The organism is Streptomyces sp. NPDC107538, from assembly GCF_055657445.1.
Genome location: NZ_JBVKAY010000001.1, coordinates 159159 through 176756, shown reverse-complemented (window position 1 = coordinate 176756; position 17598 = coordinate 159159). Strand labels below are relative to the sequence as shown.

The window sequence follows — 17598 nt, the reverse complement described above, 5'->3', positions numbered from 1 at the left end:
CCTGACCGGGCAGGGCACCCTTCACCTGCTCGCGTCTAAACCGGAGAGACGACCTGGATTCCGAAAGTACCGTACCGACTGCAGCCGAACCGTCGTCGGAGTCGAGCTGGGTGTTCTCCTTCGACTGGATGTGTCAGACGCGCTCTTAAGGGGCGAGGAATCAGGTGAAGTTCACGTCCTGGGCCAGCAGGACGCGGCCGGAGTGGTTCACGGTGTTGGTCGCGCGTCGCATGTAGGCGCGCCAGGAGTCGGAGCCGGACTCGCGGCCGCCGCCGGTCTCCTTCTCTCCGCCGAAGGCGCCGCCGATCTCCGCACCCGAGGTGCCGATGTTGACGTTGGCGATGCCGCAGTCGGAGCCCTCCGCGGACAGAAAGCGTTCGGCTTCGGCCTGGTCGCGGGTGAAGATGCCCGACGAGAGTCCCTGCGGGACGTCGTTGTGGAGGCGGATCGCCTCGTCGAAGTCCGTGTATGTGAGGACGTACAGGATGGGCGCGAAGGTCTCCTCACGGACGATGGACGTCTGCGCGGGCATCCGGACCAGAGCCGGGGCGACGTAGTACGCGCCCGGCGCGGAGTCGGCGGACTGTCGTTCGCCGCCGGTGACGATCTCCCCGCCTTCCTCCACCGCACGGTCGAGGGCGCCGCGCATCCGGGCGTGCGCGGCTTCGTTGGCGAGCGGACCGACCAAGACGCCGTCCGCGAAGGGGTCGCCGATCGCGAGCTTGCGGAAGGCCGTGGCGAGGCGCTCGGTGACCGTCTCCGCGACGTCGGCGTGCACGATGAGCCGCCGCAGCGTGGTGCACCGTTGGCCCGCCGTGCCGGCCGCGGCGAAGACGAGGGCGTTCACCACGAGGTCCAGGTCGGCGGACGCGGTGACGACGGCGGCGTTGTTGCCGCCGAGTTCGAGGATGCTGCGCCCGAAGCGTGCCGCCACCTGTGGGCCGACGGCCCGGCCCATGCGGGTCGAGCCGGTCGCGCTGATCAGTGGCACCAGAGGCGAGTCCACCAGCCGCTCGCCGGCTTCCGCGCCGCCGAGCACGACCTGGTTGAGGTTGGCCGGCGCGTCCCTCTCGGCGATGGCGCGGTCCAGCAGGGCGGTGCAGGCCAGCGCGGTCAGGGGGGTCAGCTCCGACGGCTTCCACACCACGGTGTCCCCGCAGACCAGGGCGAGCGCGGTGTTCCATGCCCACACCGCCACCGGGAAGTTGAACGCCGTGATCACGCCGACCACGCCCAGCGGGTGCCAGGTCTCCATCAGGCGGTGGCCGGGGCGTTCGGACGGCATGGTGCGGCCGTAGAGCTGCCGGGACAGGCCCACGGCGAAATCGCAGATGTCGATCATCTCCTGGACCTCGCCCAGCGCCTCGGAACCGATCTTCCCGGCCTCGACGGTGACCAGGGCGGCGAGATCCTGCTTGTGCTCGGTGAGCAGTTCACCGAGACGCTTGACCAGCGCGCCGCGCACCGGCGCCGGAGTGGTCCGCCAGGTCAGGAACGCGGTGTGCGCGGCTTCGATCGCGCTGTCGACGTCCTGCGCGGTGTCGGCGCGCAGACCGAAGAGGTCCTCGCCGGTGACGGGGGTGCGTGCGGTCAGCGCGTCGCCCTTGACGGCTGCCAGGTCGACACCGCAGCGCTCCAGCGCGGCCTCGGCCCTGGCGCGGATGGCCTCGGTACCGGTGACGGTGGTGGTATCGGTGGCGGTGGCGGTCATGGCGACTCCTCATCGATGCTGTCGAGCTTGAGTTCCTCGGCGACTCGGACGAGCGAGTCGTGCCGCTGTCGTGCGTAGAGTTCGGCCGGGTCGCGCACGGGGCGCCCGATGGCGTCGGAGATCCAGCCGGCGTCCCGTGGGGACTCGGCCAGGCTGGTGTCCTTCGTTCCCTCGTCGCCGAGGTTGGACCGGAAGATCCCGGCCGCGGAGCGGGGCAGGAAGTCCTCGTAGACGATCGGTTCGGCGGTTACCCATCCGCCGTCGAGGAGTTCGGGGAGTGTGTGCGGCGGTTGCCGGCCGTCCGCGGGCCGGGGCGCCACGCGGTAGGTGAAGAAGGCCAGGTTATGGCGGGCCAGTTCGGCCTCGTCGCGGGGCAGGTGCCGGGCCCACACGGCGTGGGCGGCGGCCTGCCGGGGCAGTGACGGGTCCTCGGCCAGCCGGCGGTCGGTCTCGGCGGTCATGGTGTCGTAGAGGGAACGCCCCGCAGGGGTGAGTGCGATCCCCCGGGCCTCCACCTCGCCGAAGCGGACCCGCAGCGCACCGGAGGTGACCGTGCCGTCCGGCTCCCGGAAACGCCGTGGCTCGGACAGTGCCCGGAAGGAGGTCTGACGGAGCAGGATGTCGGGGCCGTCCCAGCGCGGCGGGCCCTGGATCTCGTCGATCATCGCGATGCCCCGGTCGGTCATGCGCCGGTACAGCTCGTCGATGTCGAGGACGCGAGGGGTGAGGTGGTTGATGTGGGTGGAGCCGACCCCGGCGATGTCGGCGGCCACGCCGGACACCTTCTCCAGGGTCTCGTACCAGGTACGGTCCACCGGCTCGGGCGAGAGTTCGAAGACGGCGGTCGCCAGGCCGAGGAAGCGCCTGGCATCGGGTTCCGGCAGGCATCGCTCCCGCTCCGCACGCTCGGCGAGGTCCAGGAGTTCGGGCGGGAAGAGGGTGCGCCGGGCGAGGAAGTTCTCGATGCGGGACCGCAGTTCGGCGTCGAAGAACCGCCGGTCTTCCGTGACCAGGACGGAGGTGAACACCCGGAACGGGTTGCGCGCCAGTTCCAGGGGGTCGACGGGGCGGAAGGCGGTCGAGACGACCGGGATCGAGCTGGCGGAGGCGTCGCGCAGGTCGTAGAAGCCCACGGGATGCATGCCGAGCGCGGCGAAGATCTGCCCGACCTGGCGCAGTTCGCCGGGCGTGCCGACCCGGATCGCGCCGTGCCGTTCGGCCGTCACCCGCGCGATGCTGCCGAGCCGCTGCGCGGCGGCGGTGCCGTCGCGGCGCAGCACGTCGGCGTTCACCTGCGCGGAGACATCGACCAGCGTGGTGTAGGCGGGTACTTCCCGCCCGTACATCTCGGACAGGGATCGCGCGAAGCGGGCTCGGAGTTCCCAGGTGGGGACCGCGTTCACGACTGACTCCTTCCTGGGGAGGGTTCGGGTGGGACGGTGGCGAGAGGGGGGTCGACCGGTACGCCCAGTGCCTCGGTCGTCCACACCAGGAAGGCGCGGGCCGCTTCGCGGACGGCGTCGACGGCTGCGGGCAGGAGGGGGCTCGGGTCCGTGGACCGCTGGACGGCGTAGACCCTCCGGCGTGGGCCCTGGGCGCGCATCCGGCGCATCGTGATGGACCGGTCGATGCCCAGGGCGAGTGCGGGAACCATGGCGACGCCGAGGTTCTCCCGGACGATGCCGCGGATCACGTCGAAGTCATTGCTGGTGAAGCGGATCTCGGGCCTGAATCCGGCCTGGGCGCACAGCCGCGTCAGGTTGTGGTAGCCGGCCGAGTCCTCGCGGTTGGTCACCCAGATCGCGTCCGCCAGTTCTCCCGGCTCGGTGTGGTGTGGGTCCTTGGTGTGCTGCCCGGGACCGCAGAGGATCACCAGTTCCTCGTCGAGTACGGGGGTGACGCGCAGTTCGCCCGGCCAGCTCTCGGGGACGAGGTCGTACTCGAAGACCAGGCCGAGGTCCGCCCGGCCCTCGCACACCGCCTGCGCGACGTCGGCGGGGCCGCCCTCGTCGCTCTGGAGCGTGAACTCCGCTCCCGGGAACCGGGCCACGAGCCGGGCGAACGCCCTGGGGAGCAGTTGGGCACTCACCGTGGCGAACGCGGCGACCCTGAGCCGGCCCCGGTTGCCGTCGGCGAACGCCCGTACGTCCTCCTCAGCCTCGCCGAGCCGGGACAGGATGGCCGCCGCGTGACCGCCCATCTGGATCGCGGCCGTGGTGGGCCACAGATTGCGCGGGCCCCGTTCGAAGAGCTTGACGCCGAGGGCGCGTTCCAGGGCCGCGATCTGCTGGGAGACCGCCGAGGTGGTGTAGCCGAGCTCCTTGGCCGCGCCGCTGAGCGAGCCCGTTCTCAGCACGGCCTGCAGGGTCTGGAGGTGGACCAGGTTCAACATGGGCGAGCCCCGGTGGCACCGGTTTTGGTGGTGCCGCCGCGCAGCCAGCCGATCAGGGTGAGCGCGTCCCAGACCGGGCGGCCGGTGGCGGCCCTGACGGCGGGCGAGTACGGCGGGAGGTTCGTGCATTCGAGGACGAAGGCCCCGGTGTCCGGGCGGGCGGCGACCGCCTCCCGGGCCACGGCGACCACCTCGGCCTCCGCACGTGCCAGGTCCAGCGTCTCGTCGTCGCCGGTGAGGACGTGGAAGAGGTGTTCGGTGTGCTCCAGGCCGGTCAGGTGGACGCGGTCCCGGAGAACGGGTCCGATGCCGACGGCGGCGAGGTGGGTGTCGGTGAGCGTGCGGGCGTTGACGGTGAGCACACACACCGACTGGTCCCGGCGCAGCGTCTGGAGCACCAGAGGCACCTGGAGCAGGCTGGAGGTGGCCACGGGCACCTCCAGCTCGTCGGCGAGTTCGCGCTGGTACACCGCGAGGAATCCGCAACAGGTGGTCACCGCGGCCACGCCGTCCGTCTGGAGACGGGTGGCGGCCTCGGTGACGGCGGGCAGCAGGCCGGCGGCCGAGTGCTCGACCACCTGGCTGGTGCCCGCCCCCGTGGCGACCGTCATGGCGACCGGGAAGGCGAAGCTGGCGGGGTTGCCCACGTCACCGGTGGGGCGGGGGACGCGGTTGTCCAGCATGACGATCCCGATGTCCGCCATCGTGACTCCTTCGAGGTCGGGGTTTCCGTGCATGCGGTCGCGGGTTTCCGCCGGCTACCGTCGCGAGTTTCCGCTGCCTGCGGTCGCGGGTCTCCGCTGTCCACCCTCCCTGGGCGGTCACTCCCGCGCGAGCTCGACGCCCTTCATCTCCTTGAGTGCGAGGACGCAGGTCAGGGAGATGACGGCGGCTCCTATCACGTACCAGGACACGGCCAGGGACGATCCGGTGGCCGACACCAGGGCCGCGGCGACCAGTGCCGCGGGGGCTCCGGCGACCACGCTCGACATCTGGTAGGCGACCGATGCCCCGGTGTACCGGTAGCGGGTCGGGTACTGCTCGGCGTAGAGGGAGCTGTTGAGGGCGCCGGTCGGACCGTATCCGAACACCAGGGCCAGGGTGATCGCCAGCGCGATCAGAACCGGGTCGCGGGTGTCCAGCAGCCAGAAGAACGGGATCGCGAACAGGGCGATGAACAGGGTCCCGGAGAAGTAGACCGGCTTGCGTCCGATGCGGTCCGCGAGAGCCGCGTACAGCGGCATCGCGAACAGCAGGAGCCCCGCGCCGATGAGTACGCCGGTGAGTGCCCAGGACTGGGGCAGCCCGAGTTCGGTCTTCACGTAGGAGAGCGAGTACACGGTGAACAGGTAGTAGCCGATGGTCGCCGCCGCCTGGACGAAGATGAGCAGGAAGGTCTGCTTCTTGGCGTGCTTCAGGACCTCGGCGATGGGCAGTCTCGGTCGCTTCTGCTCGTCCTTGAGGGCCTGGAACTCGGCCGGTTCCGGCAGGTGGGTCCGGATGTAGAGCCCGACCAGGACGAGCACGCCACTGAACAGGAACGGCACCCGCCAGCCCCAGCTGAGGAACTGGTCGTCCGGCAGGAGCGCGAAGAGCGCCATCATGCCGGCGGAGACGAGCTGTCCGGCCGGGACGCCGAGCTGGCAGGCCGACGCGTACAGCGCCCGGCGCTTCGCCGGTGCGTTCTCCACGATGAGCAGTGCGGCGCCGCCCCACTCCCCGCCCAGGCCGATGCCCTGCACCGCGCGCAGCAGGACCAGCAGGATCGGGGCCAGCACCCCGACCTGTCCGACGGTCGGCAGCAGGCCGATCGCGAAGGTGCCCAGGCCCATGATCAGCAGGGTGGTCACCAGCGCCTGCTTGCGGCTCATCCGGTCGCCGAAGTGCCCGAAGACCAGGCCGCCGAGAGGCCGGAAGAAGAAGGCGACGCCGAACGTGGCCAGCGAGGTCAAGGTCGCGGCGGTGGAGCCGAGGTCGGCGAAGAACACCGTGGGGAAGACCACGGCGGCCGCGCTGCCGTAGAGGAAGTAGTCGTACCACTCGGTGGCCGTGCCGACGAAGCTGGCACGGGCGGCACGCATCGCGGTCGACCGGTCGAGGGCTGCGGGAGCGGACGGGGGCGGGGTTTGTACTGCTTGTGCCTCCATGGGCGGATCCTTCCGGGAACCTGCACGGGATTGTTGTCGGGGACGGGGCCGTGGGGGAAGGCGGTACGGGGGTGGGGAGAGGTGATGTTCAGTACACGGGGCGGCCGGAGGACCGGCCGCTGAGCACGGCCTGCCAGGGGGCGACGGGAGGCGGGGAGTCCATGTGCTCGGGTACGGGGACGTGGATCACGGACGGTCCCTCGCGGTCCGCGGCCTCCTTGACCAGCAGCTCCAGGTGGTCGATGTCGGTGGCCCGGGAACCGGGGAGGCCCATGCCCTCGGCGAGGAGGACCGGGTCGATCGGGCCGGGGTCGACGCCGAAGTAGCGCTGGTCGAGGAACAGGTGCTGGAGCATCTTGATCCAGGCCATGGAGGTGTTGTCGAGGACCACGTAGGTGATGGGCAGGGCGAGCCGGGCCGCGGTCTCCCAGTCGCCGACGCCCATGGCGAGGCTGCCTTCCGTGGTCACGCACAGGACCCGTTCCCCCGGGTGTGCCACGGCGACGCCGATGGCCGCGGAGATGGAGTACCCCATCGGTCCGTGACCGCGCGGGATCACCACCCGCCAGCCCTCACCCGCGCTCTCCCAGTACGCGGACAGGTTCGGCGTCGGCGTGCCCGGGTCGGCGACCACCCAGGTACGCCCGCCCATCACCGTCCGCAGGCGACGGATCACGTCCCGCGGCTGGAGCAGGCCCTCGCCGGGGTCCGGCAGCTCGACCGCCGCCGTGCGCGCCCAGGCGTCGCGGGCGCCCGCCACTCCGGCCGTCCGCCAGGCCCTGGTCTCCGCGGACGCGGGCGGGATCTGCTCGCGCAACTGGTCCAGGATCGCGGCCGCGTCACCGACCAGGGGCACGGCGCCGGGGAAGTTGCGGCCCGCGCGGGCCGCGTCGGTGTCGATCTGCGCGATCCTGATGCCCTGGTCGCGAGGCGGGGCGGTGTAGCCGTTGGTGTCGGTGGAGTTGGCCCGGCTGCCCACGACGAGCACCGCGTCGGCCTCGGCGAGGCTGTCGTTGGCGTAGCCGCGGCAGCCGTTGCCGCCCGCGACACCCAGGGAGAGCGGATGGTCCTCCGGGAGCGCGCCCTTGCCGTGGATGGTGGTGGCCACCGGGATCGCGGCGTGCTCGGCAAGGGCACGCAGTTGCGCCCAGGCGCCGGACGCGTGGACTCCGCCTCCGGCGAGGATGACCGGCCGTTCGGCGCGGGCCAGGTCCTGCGCGACACTGGCGACCGCGTACGGGGCGGCCTGCGGGCGGCTCCCGGGCAGGGCGCAGTCGCCTTCGGGTACGGCGGGCGAAGCGTGCTCGTCGAGGACGTCCTCCGGGAAGATCAACGCGACCGGGCCGGGCCGGCCGCCGGTGGCCTGAGCCACGGCCTCCGCGACCAGCGCGGGGATGTCCTCGGCCCGCTCCGCGCTCCGGCACCACTTGGTGACGGCGCCGAACAGGGCCTCCTGGTCGATCTCGGTGATCGCGCCGGAGCCCCGGCTGCGCCGGTGGATGTCGCTGGTGATCACGAGGACCGGCACGCTGGAGGCGTACGCCTCGCCGATGCCGCTCGCCAGATAGACGGCGCCCGCGCCGCTCGACGCCTCGCACACACCGATCCGGCGGTGGGTCCGGGCGTACCCGTCGGCCATGTAACCGGCATGGCGCTCGTCGCGGGCGAGGATGTGCCGAATGTCGCCCGTGCGGCGGGCGAGGACGTCGTAGAGGACGACACCGGTGTCACCGGGGACACCGAAGACGGTGTCGACTCCGTGCCGGATCAGCGATTCGACGAGTAGTTCGGCCCCGTTGGGGCCTTTGTCGGCGGCCATGGAAGTCCCTTCCATAGGAAAGCGGCGGTGTCGGGCGGAGGACGAAGGAGGGGGACGTCCGGTGCCGGCGGTGCCGGACGGCTGCCGCCGGAGGGACGGCGGGGCGCCGGACGGATGTGGCGGCGCCGGACGGGGCGAGGTGGTGGGGGGCGGCGGCGGTGGCGGACCGGGCGAGGCGGTGGCGGACGGCTGTGGCGGCGGCGGTGGCGGACCGGGCGAGGCGGTGGCGGACGGCTGTGGCGGTGGCGGTGGCGGTGGCGGTGGCTGTGGCGGACGAGGCGGTGGCGGACGGATGGCGGCGGTGGCGGACGTTGGAGGGACGGCAGGGGTGTCGGGCGGCGGCAGGCGGGGCGAGGGCGTCGCGCGGCCCGGACCGCGGTGGTGTCAGAAGACGGCTGTTTCGAGTTCGAGCGCCCGGCCGGTGAAGCGGGACAGCCGCAGCGGGGACAGGTCCAGCGGCGGGGCGCCGACCAGCCACCAGTCGGCCAGTGCCTCGCCGACCGCCGGGGACTGCATGAAGCCGTGGCCGGAGAACCCCGCCGCGACCCAGAGACCGGGGATCTCGTCGACGGGACCGACGATGGCGTTGTCGTCGGGAGTCATCTCGCGCAGCCCGGCCCACCCCCGGACGATCTCCAGTCCCTCCAGGGCGGGGAACCGGTGGGAGAGCACGGTGGCGAGGGACTCGACCCGGGACCAGTCGACGACCGCGCGCTCGGTGCTGGGCGCCGAACGGTCGTTGCCACCGACGACCGCCGTGCCCGCCGCCTCAAGGTGAACGTAGGCCCCGCTCGCCATGTCCACAGCCAGCGGAAGCCCCTCCCGCAGGCCCGGCAGCGGTGCGGTGGCGAACGCCTGCCGGGAGTGCGGGAACACCGGGATGTCCACACCGCACAGCCCGCCCACCGTACGGGCCTGGGGGCCGGCGGCCAGGACGACCAGCTCCGCCTCGATCGGCCCTTCGCTGGTCCGGACGCCTCGCACCGCGCCGTCACCGTCGGTGAGGAGTCCGAGGAACTCCGTCCTCTGACGGATCTCCGCACCGCGCCTGCGCGCCCCGTACACATATCCGGCGACGGCGTCGGACGGTGAGCCGGAACCGTCGCCGGGGGCGTAGGTGGCGCCGAGCAGGTCCTCGGTCCGGATACCGGGGAAAACGTCCGCCGCCTGTCCGGGATCGAGCAGGCGCACATCGACGCCGAGAGATCTCTGCAACTCCGCGTTCTTCTCGAAGACCTGGAGGGTGTCGGCGTCCGAGATCAGGAAGAGATAGCCGTGCTGCCGGAAATCCATGGGCTTCCCGGTCTTTTCCTGGAAGGCACGCCAGAACGGCAGCGACCGCTGGACGAGTTCGACGTTGACACGGGACGAGAACTGCTGGCGGATGCCGCCGGTTCCGTAGGCCGTCGTCCCCTCTCCGGGCATGCCGCGCTCCACGACGACGACATCGCGGTATCCGCGCTCGCTGAGATGGAAGGCGATCGACGTGCCGATCACTCCGCCGCCGACAATGACCACTCGGCCGCCGTTCAGGGTTTCCCGGCGCAATTGGACCTCCTGAAGGGGAAATACGGGCTGTGTGTGGCGTTATTTGTAGGGCCGGGACCGAACGTCCTGCAAGGGGGCTGAGCTACAGCACTCCTTCAGATGCCTTGCAGTGTTCGTTGAGGTGTGCGGGAACGTCGGGCAGGGCACGTGTGATCGCGGGCACGCCGCAATGTCTCCGAAATACCTGAACGCAATTAACCGCCGTCCGCGTTGCGTTCTTGTTTCTCCGGATCGGTATTAAGGAGTACTGGAGAGGGGGTTACGCACTTCTCGGCCTCCGGGGCCTTGGAACCGCCTCGCGGGTCCGGCTAGAAAGTCGCGCATGGAATGGTCCGAGTCCTCTTTCCTCACTGATCTGGCGACCGCGGTGGCCGGCGATGTCGATGCCGGCGATGTCGATGCCGGTGATGTCGATGCCGGCGGCGGACGGCGGGCCCAGTACGCGTCGGACGCGTCGAACTACCGGCTGGTGCCCCGGGCCGTGGTCTTCCCCCGGAGCGCGCGGGATGTCGTCGCCGCCGTCGGGGTGTGCCGCGCGCACGGTGTTCCCGTCACCAGCCGTGGCGGTGGGACCAGCGTGGCGGGCAACGCCGTCGGCCCCGGTGTGGTGCTGGACTTCTCCCGGCACATGAACCGTGTCCTCGCCGTCGATCCCGGCCGACGCACCGCCCGGGTCGAGCCCGGAGCCGTACTGGACGACCTGCGGAACGCGGCCGCCCGGCACGGCCTCACCTACGGTCCGGACCCCTCCACGCACAGCCGTTGCACTCTCGGCGGCATGATCGGCAACAACGCTTGCGGGTCGCACTCGGTGGCCTGGGGCCGAACCGTCGACACCGTTCTGGAGCTGGACGTCCTGCTGTACGACGGGACCCGGATGACGGTCGGTCCGGGGCCTTTGGACCGTGCCGAACGTGACCGGGTCATAGCGGAGGCCACCCCCCAGGGGCGGCTGTACGCCGGCCTGTGGGAGCTGGTCCGGCGGCATCTGGAGCCCATCCGGAAGGAGTTGGGGCGTTTCCCCCGTCAGGTCTCCGGGTTCGGCCTCCACCACCTGTTGCCCGAGAACGGGTTCGATGTCGCGCGGGCGCTGGTGGGCACCGAGGGCACCTGTGTGATCGTGCTCGGTGCCACCGTGCGGCTGGTCGAGCCGCCCGCGGTGCGTGCGCTGCTGGTGGCGGGCTTCACCGACGCCTGCGAGGCGGCGGACGCGGTCCCCGCGATCCTCGGCCACCGGCCACTGGCCGTGGAGGGGATCGAGGAGGGTCTGGTGGACGCCGTCCGCCGCAACCGCGGCTCCGGCGCGATCGCCGAGCTGCCCGCCGGTTCGGCCTGGCTGTATGTCGAGGTGGGCGCCGCCGACACGCGTTCCGCGACGGCCCTCGCGGAACGCCTCGCGGGGGAACTGCCCGGAGCGAGGGGGACGGTCGTGGTCACCGATCCCGCCCACCAGAAGGCGCTCTGGCGGATCCGTGAGGACGGCGCCGGTCTCGCGACCCGGTTGCCCGACGGAGCGGAGGCATGGCCGGGGTGGGAGGACGCGGCGGTGCCGCCGCACCGACTGGGCGCGTATCTGCGGGAGTTCCGCGCGCTGATGGCCGCGCACGGCCGGCGCGGCATCGTCTACGGCCACTACGGCGACGGCTGCCTGCATGTGCGTATCGACTTCGACTTCTCGACCTCCGCCGGGGTCACCGCGTTCCGTACCTTCGTCCGGGAGGCTTCGGAGCTGGTCGCCGCGCACGGCGGCTCCCTGTCGGGCGAGCACGGCGACGGCCGGGCGCGGGCCGAATTCCTGCCGCTGCTCCACAGCCGCGAACTCATCACCGCCTTCGAGGAGTTCAAGGAGCTGTGGGACCCGGCCGACGGCCTCAACCCCGGAGTCGTGGTCCGTCCACAGGGCGTGGCGGACAACCTGCGCGCGGCACACCCCTCGTACCGTCTCCCCCTGCTCAGCGAGTTCGCCCACCCCGAGGACTCCGGGGACTTCGCCCGGGCGGTCGGCCGCTGCGTGGGCGTCGGCAAATGCCGCGCCACCGCCTCGACGGGTACGGCGGTGATGTGCCCGAGCTACCAGGTCACCGGCGACGAGCGCGACTCGACACGGGGCCGGGCACGCATCCTCCAGGAGATGGTCCGGGGCGAGCTGATCACCGACGGCTGGCGCTCCGCCGAGGTGCGGGACGCGCTGGACCTGTGCCTGTCCTGCAAGGGCTGCAAGAGCGACTGCCCGGTGGGGGTGGACATGGCCACGTACAAGGCCGAGTTCCTGCACCGGCACTACCGCTTCCGGCCGCGCCCCGCCTCGCACTACTCGATGGGCTGGCTCCCTCTCACCTCCCGGGTGGCCTCCCTGATGCCGGGGCTGGTCAACCGGGTCACGTCGTCCCGGCTGGCGGGGCCGGTGAAGCGGCTCGGCGGAATCGCCGCGGAGCGTGCGGTGCCGGCCTTCGCCGAGCAGACCTTCCGTGCGTGGTTCGCCGGACAGGGGCCGACGCGGCCCGACGGCCCCCGGGTGCTGCTCTGGGTCGACACCTTCAACAACTTCTTCAGCCCGGACGTCCCGCGCGCCGCCACCGAAGTCCTGGAGGCAGCCGGTTTCCGGGTCGAGATCCCGGACCGGGTCCTGTGCTGCGGGCTCACCTGGGTCACCACGGGGCAGCTCGGCATGGCCCGCCGCATGATGCGCCACACCCTGACCGGCCTCGCACCCGCCCTCGCCGACGGGCTGCCGATCGTCGGCCTGGAGCCCAGCTGCACCGCCGCGCTCAAGGACGACCTGCCGGGCCTGCTGCCGGGGCCGCGGGCCGAGGCGGTCGCCCGCTCCACCACGACCCTCGCCGAACTGCTGACCTCACCGGCCGCCGACTGGCGCCCGACCGCCCTGCCGGTCCGCACGATCGGCCAGACACACTGCCACCAGCACGCGGTCCTGGGCGACGACGCGGACCGGCTGCTGCTCGCACGCCTCGGTGTCGACCACACGGCACTCGCCTCGGGCTGCTGCGGCCTGGCGGGCAACTTCGGTTTCGAACGTGACCACTACGCGGTGTCCGTCGCGGCCGGGGAGCGCGTCCTGCTGCCGGCGGTGCGGGCGGCGGACCCGGAGACGCGCGTGCTCGCGGACGGATTCAGCTGCCGTACCCAGATCGCCCACGGCACCGACCGCCGGGCCGTGCACCTTGCCCAACTGCTCCACGAAGCCCTGGTCGGCGACGAGGACCACGCAGACCGCGCAGAGCTCCCAGAGCGCGCAGCACATCCCGAGCCCGCAGACCCCGAAGACCGCGACAACAGTGAGGACGGACAGTGACGATGGCATCGGACACGTTCGCGATGATGGACGAGTGGGGCCCGCAGAAGGTCGTGTGCGTGTCCGACACCCGCACCGGCATGAAGGGTGTCCTCGTGGTGGACAACACCGCGCGCGGCATGGGCAAGGGCGGCACACGGATGAGCCCCACGGTGTCCGTCGGCGAGATCGCCCGGCTGGCCCGGGTGATGACGTGGAAATGGGCCGCGGCCGACATCTTCTACGGCGGCGCCAAGGCGGGCATCCGGTTCGACCCCGCCGCGTCCGGCAAGGAGGCCGCGCTGCGCGCGTTCGTCCGCGCCCTGCGCAACGAGGTGCCCGAGGAGTATGTGTTCGGGCTCGACATGGGGCTGACCGAGGCCGACGCCGCCGTCGTCCAGGACGAACTCGGCGACCGCGGCGCCGCGGTGGGCACGCCCCGCGCCCTGGGCGGAGTCCCCTACGACCAGCTCGGTGTCACCGGCTTCGGGGTCGCGGAGTCCGCTCGCGCCGCGGCGACGGTCGCGGGACTGGAACTCACCGGCGCCCGGGTGACCATCCAGGGCTTCGGCGCGGTGGGCGCCGCCGCGGCGCGGCGCTTCGTCGAGCTCGGCGCGTGCGTGGTCGCCGTGTCGACCGCCCGCGGCGTGCTGCACGACCCGGACGGCCTGGACATACCGAAGCTGCTGGCGCTCAGGGAGGCGGTGGGTGACGAGACCGTCGTCGAGTACCCCGGCGGAACGCGGCTGCGGGCCGGTGAGGAACTGCTGGTCGCCGCCGAAGTGGTCGTACCGGCCGCCCTCCAGGACGTGATCGACGACGACGTCGCGCACCGGATGACGGCACGCCTGGTCGTCGAAGGGGCGAATCTGCCCACGAGCCGGCGCGCCCAGGAGATCCTGCGGGAGCGCGGCATCCCCCTCGTCCCCGACTTCATCGCCAACGCGGGCGGGATCGTCGCGGCGGCGTTCGCCATGGACGCCCGCCACTCCGCGTTCCGCCCCGACCCGGGGGCCATCTTCACGACCGTCGCGCGACGCCTCGCCGAGAACACGGCACTCGTGATGTCGGAGTCCCAACGGCAGGGCACCACTCCGCACACGGCCGCGCGCACAATCGCTCAGGACCGGGTCCGAGAAGCGATGCGCCTGAAGGGCCGACTGCCGAGGTGAGCCTCTGTGGACAAGGGAGTGCGCTGGGACCTCGCTGGGACTTCCGGCCGCGTCAACGGGCATGGCCGTGAAACAGCCGAAAGCGCAACTGAGCACGTCAGAGAGGCGGGCCGATCCAACACGGCAGTCACAGGACCACAGGGTCTCTTCCGGGACATCTGACCACGAGGACGCCCTGGTGTGACGCCGACACAGTCTCTTTCGCGCACCGGCGTCTCCCGTCCTGGTATCGCTCACGAGGCGTGACCGGCACACCAGTTAGGCGAGCCCTCAAGATCCGCTAAGCGGCCATCACCCGGCAGCCGTCCTGGGGAGAATCCGGGGAGTATGAGCCGCACTGGGGAGCGCGTGGGGAGAATGGGCTGCACAACGCGGCACGATCCCGAAAGAGCCCGAAAGGACGATGCGCGCAGGTCAGAGTCGGTGATTGCCGCATCGCCTCAGGTCAGAGTGTCCCGGAAGACAACTTCAAGCGGATCTCGTCATGGGCGGCCATTCTGTTTGCTCCCACACTCGTGGGAACCATCTACGGCATGAACTTCGAGGACATGCCGGAGCTGGATTGGAGCTTCGGTTACCCCTTCGCCATCGGCTTGATGGGGATTATCTGTGCCAGTTTGTACGTGATTTTCAAGCGGCGGGACTGGCTCTAGAACCTTGAGGTGGCTCTCAGCTCCCGTTCATACTTTGCTCGCGCACCCCTTGCGGATCGAGTCAGAAACGACCGTGGGGAGTTCCTGGGGAGAAGTGATGCGGGGGATCTCCTCGCCCTGCCTCCAACGAGCCCCTGACCAGGTCTTTGGCACGTCGGCGGCCGCTGGGGAGAATCTGGGGAGAAACGAATGGCTGCCCCCTCCTTGAGTTTTCGGCAACTGGCCCGCATGGCTTCCTGTTCGGCACCCCCGCGCGACGCCGCCGCCGCTGCAGCCACATCACAGACAGTGAGAATCTTCGGCTGCCTCTGTTCGCCGACGATCCTGTGTAGTCCACCGTCGATGACGGCCAGCCTGTACTGCTGTAGGTCTTTCCATCGGAAGGTACGGTGGCGGCCGCTCCCTGCGACTGAGAGTCCGTCCGTTCCCGCACCGCCCGTTCCCAGGCATCAGTGCACACAACACGCACCGACCAAAGATCAGGTCGAGCCCTTCTCAGGCTGGTGCGAGGATGGCAACACACTCCATGTGATGCGCCATCGGAAAGGTATCGGCCTAAAAGGACCCCAGAAGAGCACTGGTCAGAGCCGGTTTTGGGGCCCATCGTCCTTCGTGCAGACACCCAGAGCGTCAAGGCCGCAGTCCTGCTCAGGGCTGAGCAGGACTGCGGCAACCAGCTCACCCGGGGATCCGCCCCCGCTCGCTCCGGACTCCAGCTCACGCATCATGGCCCTCGCACTGTCTCCGGCCGCCATAATGGAGTCATGCCCTCCAGCCCACAGCACCCCACCCACACCCAGACGGACGTCTCGGGCGCGGACGCCGAGGACCTCGCGCTGTACCGGGAGAAGTTCCGCCGCCGTCTGCCGGAGTCGCTGGACGAGTTGCGCGGTCCGACCCAGGGGGTCGTGGATCTGCCGCTGCACATGGCCTGGTCCGGGATGACCTCGTACGACCTGGGCAAGCCGCGCCAGCGTATGGGCCTGTACCGCACTGTCCTGCACGAGGGCCTGCACGACGACCTGCCCCGCTACCTCGACCAGGACCTGCTCCTCCAGCTGTGGCCGGTGCTGCGCACCCTCGTCGGACGCACCGTGCGCACCGTATGGGAAGACGCCTTCCCTCAGCTCGCCTCCCGCGCCCGGGCAGCCGCGTGACGGACATGCCGGAGCTGCACTCGCGGCTCCTGGCGGATGTGATCGCGCTCGGTTCCCCGTATCCACTGGTTCTCACCGGTGGATACGCCGTGCGGGCACACCGTCTCGTGAACCGCCCCAGCCAGGATCTCGACGTCGCCACCGAGAACCCGGCGCCCATGGCCGACATCGCCGCCATGCTCCGCGCCGGCCTGGAAGCCCGCGGTTGGAAGGTGCACGCGCTGGAGACCGCCCCGCTGTCCGCCCGCTTCACCGTGACCGACCCGGCCACCGGGCAGGAATGCGAAGTCGACATCCTCAAGGAGATCTTCTGGCGGCCGGTCGCCCAGAGCCCGTACGGGCCCGTCCTCGCGGAGGAGGACGTGATCGGAACCAAGGTCCGCGCCCTCGCCGACCGCGGAGCGCCCCGCGACCTGATCGACGTGTTCGCTGCCTCCCGCCGCTGGACCAATGCCAAGCTCGAAGAGTTCGGCCGCCGCCACGCCCGCGGCCGCTTCGAGCTCGAGGATCTGCAGGCCAACCTCACGGGCGCCGAGTGGACCGACGACGAAGCCTTCACGGCCTACGGTCTCGACAATGCCACCATCGCCGCTCTCCGCACGTGGGCCGTGGAGTGGGCCGACGACCTCGCAACCCGCCTCCTCGAGGAGGCCGATGATCCGGACATTGACTGAGCGTTTTCCAACCTCACGTTGATGCGTGGTGAAGGACGAGGACGGCCTTCACCATGTCGGTGATCCGGCTGGTGCTGCAGCGGAGCTTCCGCAGAAGACGCCAGCCCTTGAGCGTGGCCATGGCCCGTTCACCGACGCATCGGATCTTGGCGTGACTGGTGTTGTGGCGGCGCTTCCACCTCTTCAGGCGGCGACCGCGGAACGGGACCCGAACAGGTCCGCCGGCTCCTTGATACGCCTTGTCCGCCCAGCACCTCAGGCTCGCTTCGGCGAGCGCGTCAATGATCCCGTGGTGTCGGGCAGCAGTGAGGTCGTGGGTCGATCCAGGCAGGGCGGGCGAGGCCCAGAGCAGGCGTCCGAACGGATCGGTGAGGACCTGGATGTTCATGCCGTGGCGCTTGTGTTTCCCGGAGTAGTACGGGGCGTCCGCAGCGATCCGGTCGATCGGCAGCAGGGTGCCGTCCAGGATCACGAACGCCTTCTCGCGGATCGTCCGCATCGCCTCGGCGAGCGAAGGCGCGAGGGCGGCCAGGGCCTCGACAGCTTCGCGTATATAGCGGTAGACCGTGACGATCCCGATGCCGAATCCGGCAGCGAGCTGGGCGTAGGTATCACCGCACCGTAGGTGCGCGAGGGCCAGCAGAGCCTGGCGGCCGACAGGCAGGCGTCGCCACCGTGTACCGATCGCCGCCTGCCGCGCGGTCAGTTGACGGGTAAGGAACCGCAGGGTTCGGCTGGACAGATCGATCGAGGATGGGTAGACAAGCACGTGAAGCTCCTGGCAGACACGGGTGATCTTGGTCGAGAACCCGTCTACCAGGAGCTTCGACGTCGCGCAGGAGCGTCCAACTTGCGGTCAGCATCGGGATGTTGGAAAACGCTCACTCCCCCAGGCAGCCTTCCGGCCTTCGCCCCGACCGAAGCGCTGTTGGCCACGCGTGGCCAACGCGTGACCAACAGCGGCCAGAAACAGTCAGAAACACCTAGACAGGGCCTGACCCAGGCAGCAAGTATGAACCTACAATCAGTTGGC

The 17598-nt window shown here is 70.7% G+C and carries 12 protein-coding genes and 1 pseudogene; 5 read left to right on the top strand and 8 right to left on the bottom strand.

Annotated features, from left to right (window positions below; translation table 11 throughout):
- Positions 1 to 160: 160 nt before the first annotated feature.
- The 7 genes from amaB to ACZ7MG_RS00665 form a co-directional block, all read right to left on the bottom strand.
- On the bottom strand, positions 161 to 1711 hold the full coding sequence (gene amaB / locus ACZ7MG_RS00695; RefSeq protein ID WP_471386398.1) for an L-piperidine-6-carboxylate dehydrogenase: 1551 nt from the start codon (positions 1709 to 1711) through the stop codon (positions 161 to 163).
- Positions 1708 to 3057 (bottom strand): 2-oxoadipate dioxygenase/decarboxylase, encoded by a 1350-nt coding sequence (gene hglS, locus ACZ7MG_RS00690; protein ID WP_471386504.1) that lies wholly within the window; start codon positions 3055 to 3057, stop codon positions 1708 to 1710. The genes amaB and hglS overlap by 4 nt, the downstream gene beginning before the upstream one ends.
- A gap of 53 nt (positions 3058 to 3110) precedes the next feature.
- Positions 3111 to 4103 (bottom strand): LysR family transcriptional regulator, encoded by a 993-nt coding sequence (locus ACZ7MG_RS00685; protein WP_471386400.1) that lies wholly within the window; start codon positions 4101 to 4103, stop codon positions 3111 to 3113.
- Positions 4097 to 4807 carry an aspartate/glutamate racemase family protein gene (locus ACZ7MG_RS00680; protein ID WP_471386403.1) on the bottom strand — a complete coding sequence of 237 codons (711 nt, stop codon included), beginning with the start codon at positions 4805 to 4807 and terminating at the stop codon, positions 4097 to 4099. The genes ACZ7MG_RS00685 and ACZ7MG_RS00680 overlap by 7 nt, the downstream gene beginning before the upstream one ends.
- 117 nt (positions 4808 to 4924) lie before the next feature.
- On the bottom strand, positions 4925 to 6250 hold the full coding sequence (locus tag ACZ7MG_RS00675; RefSeq protein ID WP_471386406.1) for an MFS transporter: 1326 nt from the start codon (positions 6248 to 6250) through the stop codon (positions 4925 to 4927).
- An 88-nt stretch (positions 6251 to 6338) separates the two neighbouring features.
- Positions 6339 to 8069: a thiamine pyrophosphate-binding protein gene (locus ACZ7MG_RS00670; RefSeq protein WP_471386409.1), complete on the bottom strand. Its 1731-nt coding sequence runs from the start codon at positions 8067 to 8069 to the stop codon at positions 6339 to 6341.
- A 384-nt stretch (positions 8070 to 8453) separates the two neighbouring features.
- Positions 8454 to 9617 carry an NAD(P)/FAD-dependent oxidoreductase gene (locus ACZ7MG_RS00665; RefSeq protein WP_471386412.1) on the bottom strand — a complete coding sequence of 388 codons (1164 nt, stop codon included), beginning with the start codon at positions 9615 to 9617 and terminating at the stop codon, positions 8454 to 8456.
- Positions 9618 to 9939: 322 nt separating this feature from the next.
- Between ACZ7MG_RS00665 and ACZ7MG_RS00660 the strand changes: the two genes are divergently transcribed.
- The 5 genes and pseudogenes from ACZ7MG_RS00660 (at position 9940) to ACZ7MG_RS00640 (ending at position 16565) form a co-directional block, all read left to right on the top strand.
- Entirely contained in the window at positions 9940 to 12930 is a 2991-nt protein-coding gene (locus tag ACZ7MG_RS00660; RefSeq protein ID WP_471386415.1) for an FAD-binding and (Fe-S)-binding domain-containing protein, read from the top strand.
- A gap of 2 nt (positions 12931 to 12932) precedes the next feature.
- Positions 12933 to 14081: a Glu/Leu/Phe/Val family dehydrogenase gene (locus ACZ7MG_RS00655; protein WP_471386418.1), complete on the top strand. Its 1149-nt coding sequence runs from the start codon at positions 12933 to 12935 to the stop codon at positions 14079 to 14081.
- Between the two features lie 461 nt (positions 14082 to 14542).
- A pseudogene (locus ACZ7MG_RS00650) lies at positions 14543 to 14734 on the top strand (CorA family divalent cation transporter); the annotation flags it as partial.
- A gap of 764 nt (positions 14735 to 15498) precedes the next feature.
- Positions 15499 to 15891, top strand: a complete 393-nt coding sequence (locus ACZ7MG_RS00645; RefSeq protein WP_471386420.1) for a hypothetical protein — start codon at positions 15499 to 15501, stop codon at positions 15889 to 15891.
- Positions 15892 to 15896: 5 nt separating this feature from the next.
- Positions 15897 to 16565, top strand: a complete 669-nt coding sequence (locus ACZ7MG_RS00640) for a nucleotidyl transferase AbiEii/AbiGii toxin family protein (RefSeq protein ID WP_471386423.1) — start codon at positions 15897 to 15899, stop codon at positions 16563 to 16565.
- 13 nt (positions 16566 to 16578) lie between these two features.
- On the opposite strand, the gene ACZ7MG_RS00635 is transcribed toward ACZ7MG_RS00640, so the two are convergent.
- Positions 16579 to 17334 carry a transposase family protein gene (locus tag ACZ7MG_RS00635; protein WP_471386426.1) on the bottom strand — a complete coding sequence of 252 codons (756 nt, stop codon included), beginning with the start codon at positions 17332 to 17334 and terminating at the stop codon, positions 16579 to 16581.
- Positions 17335 to 17598 lie beyond the last annotated feature (264 nt).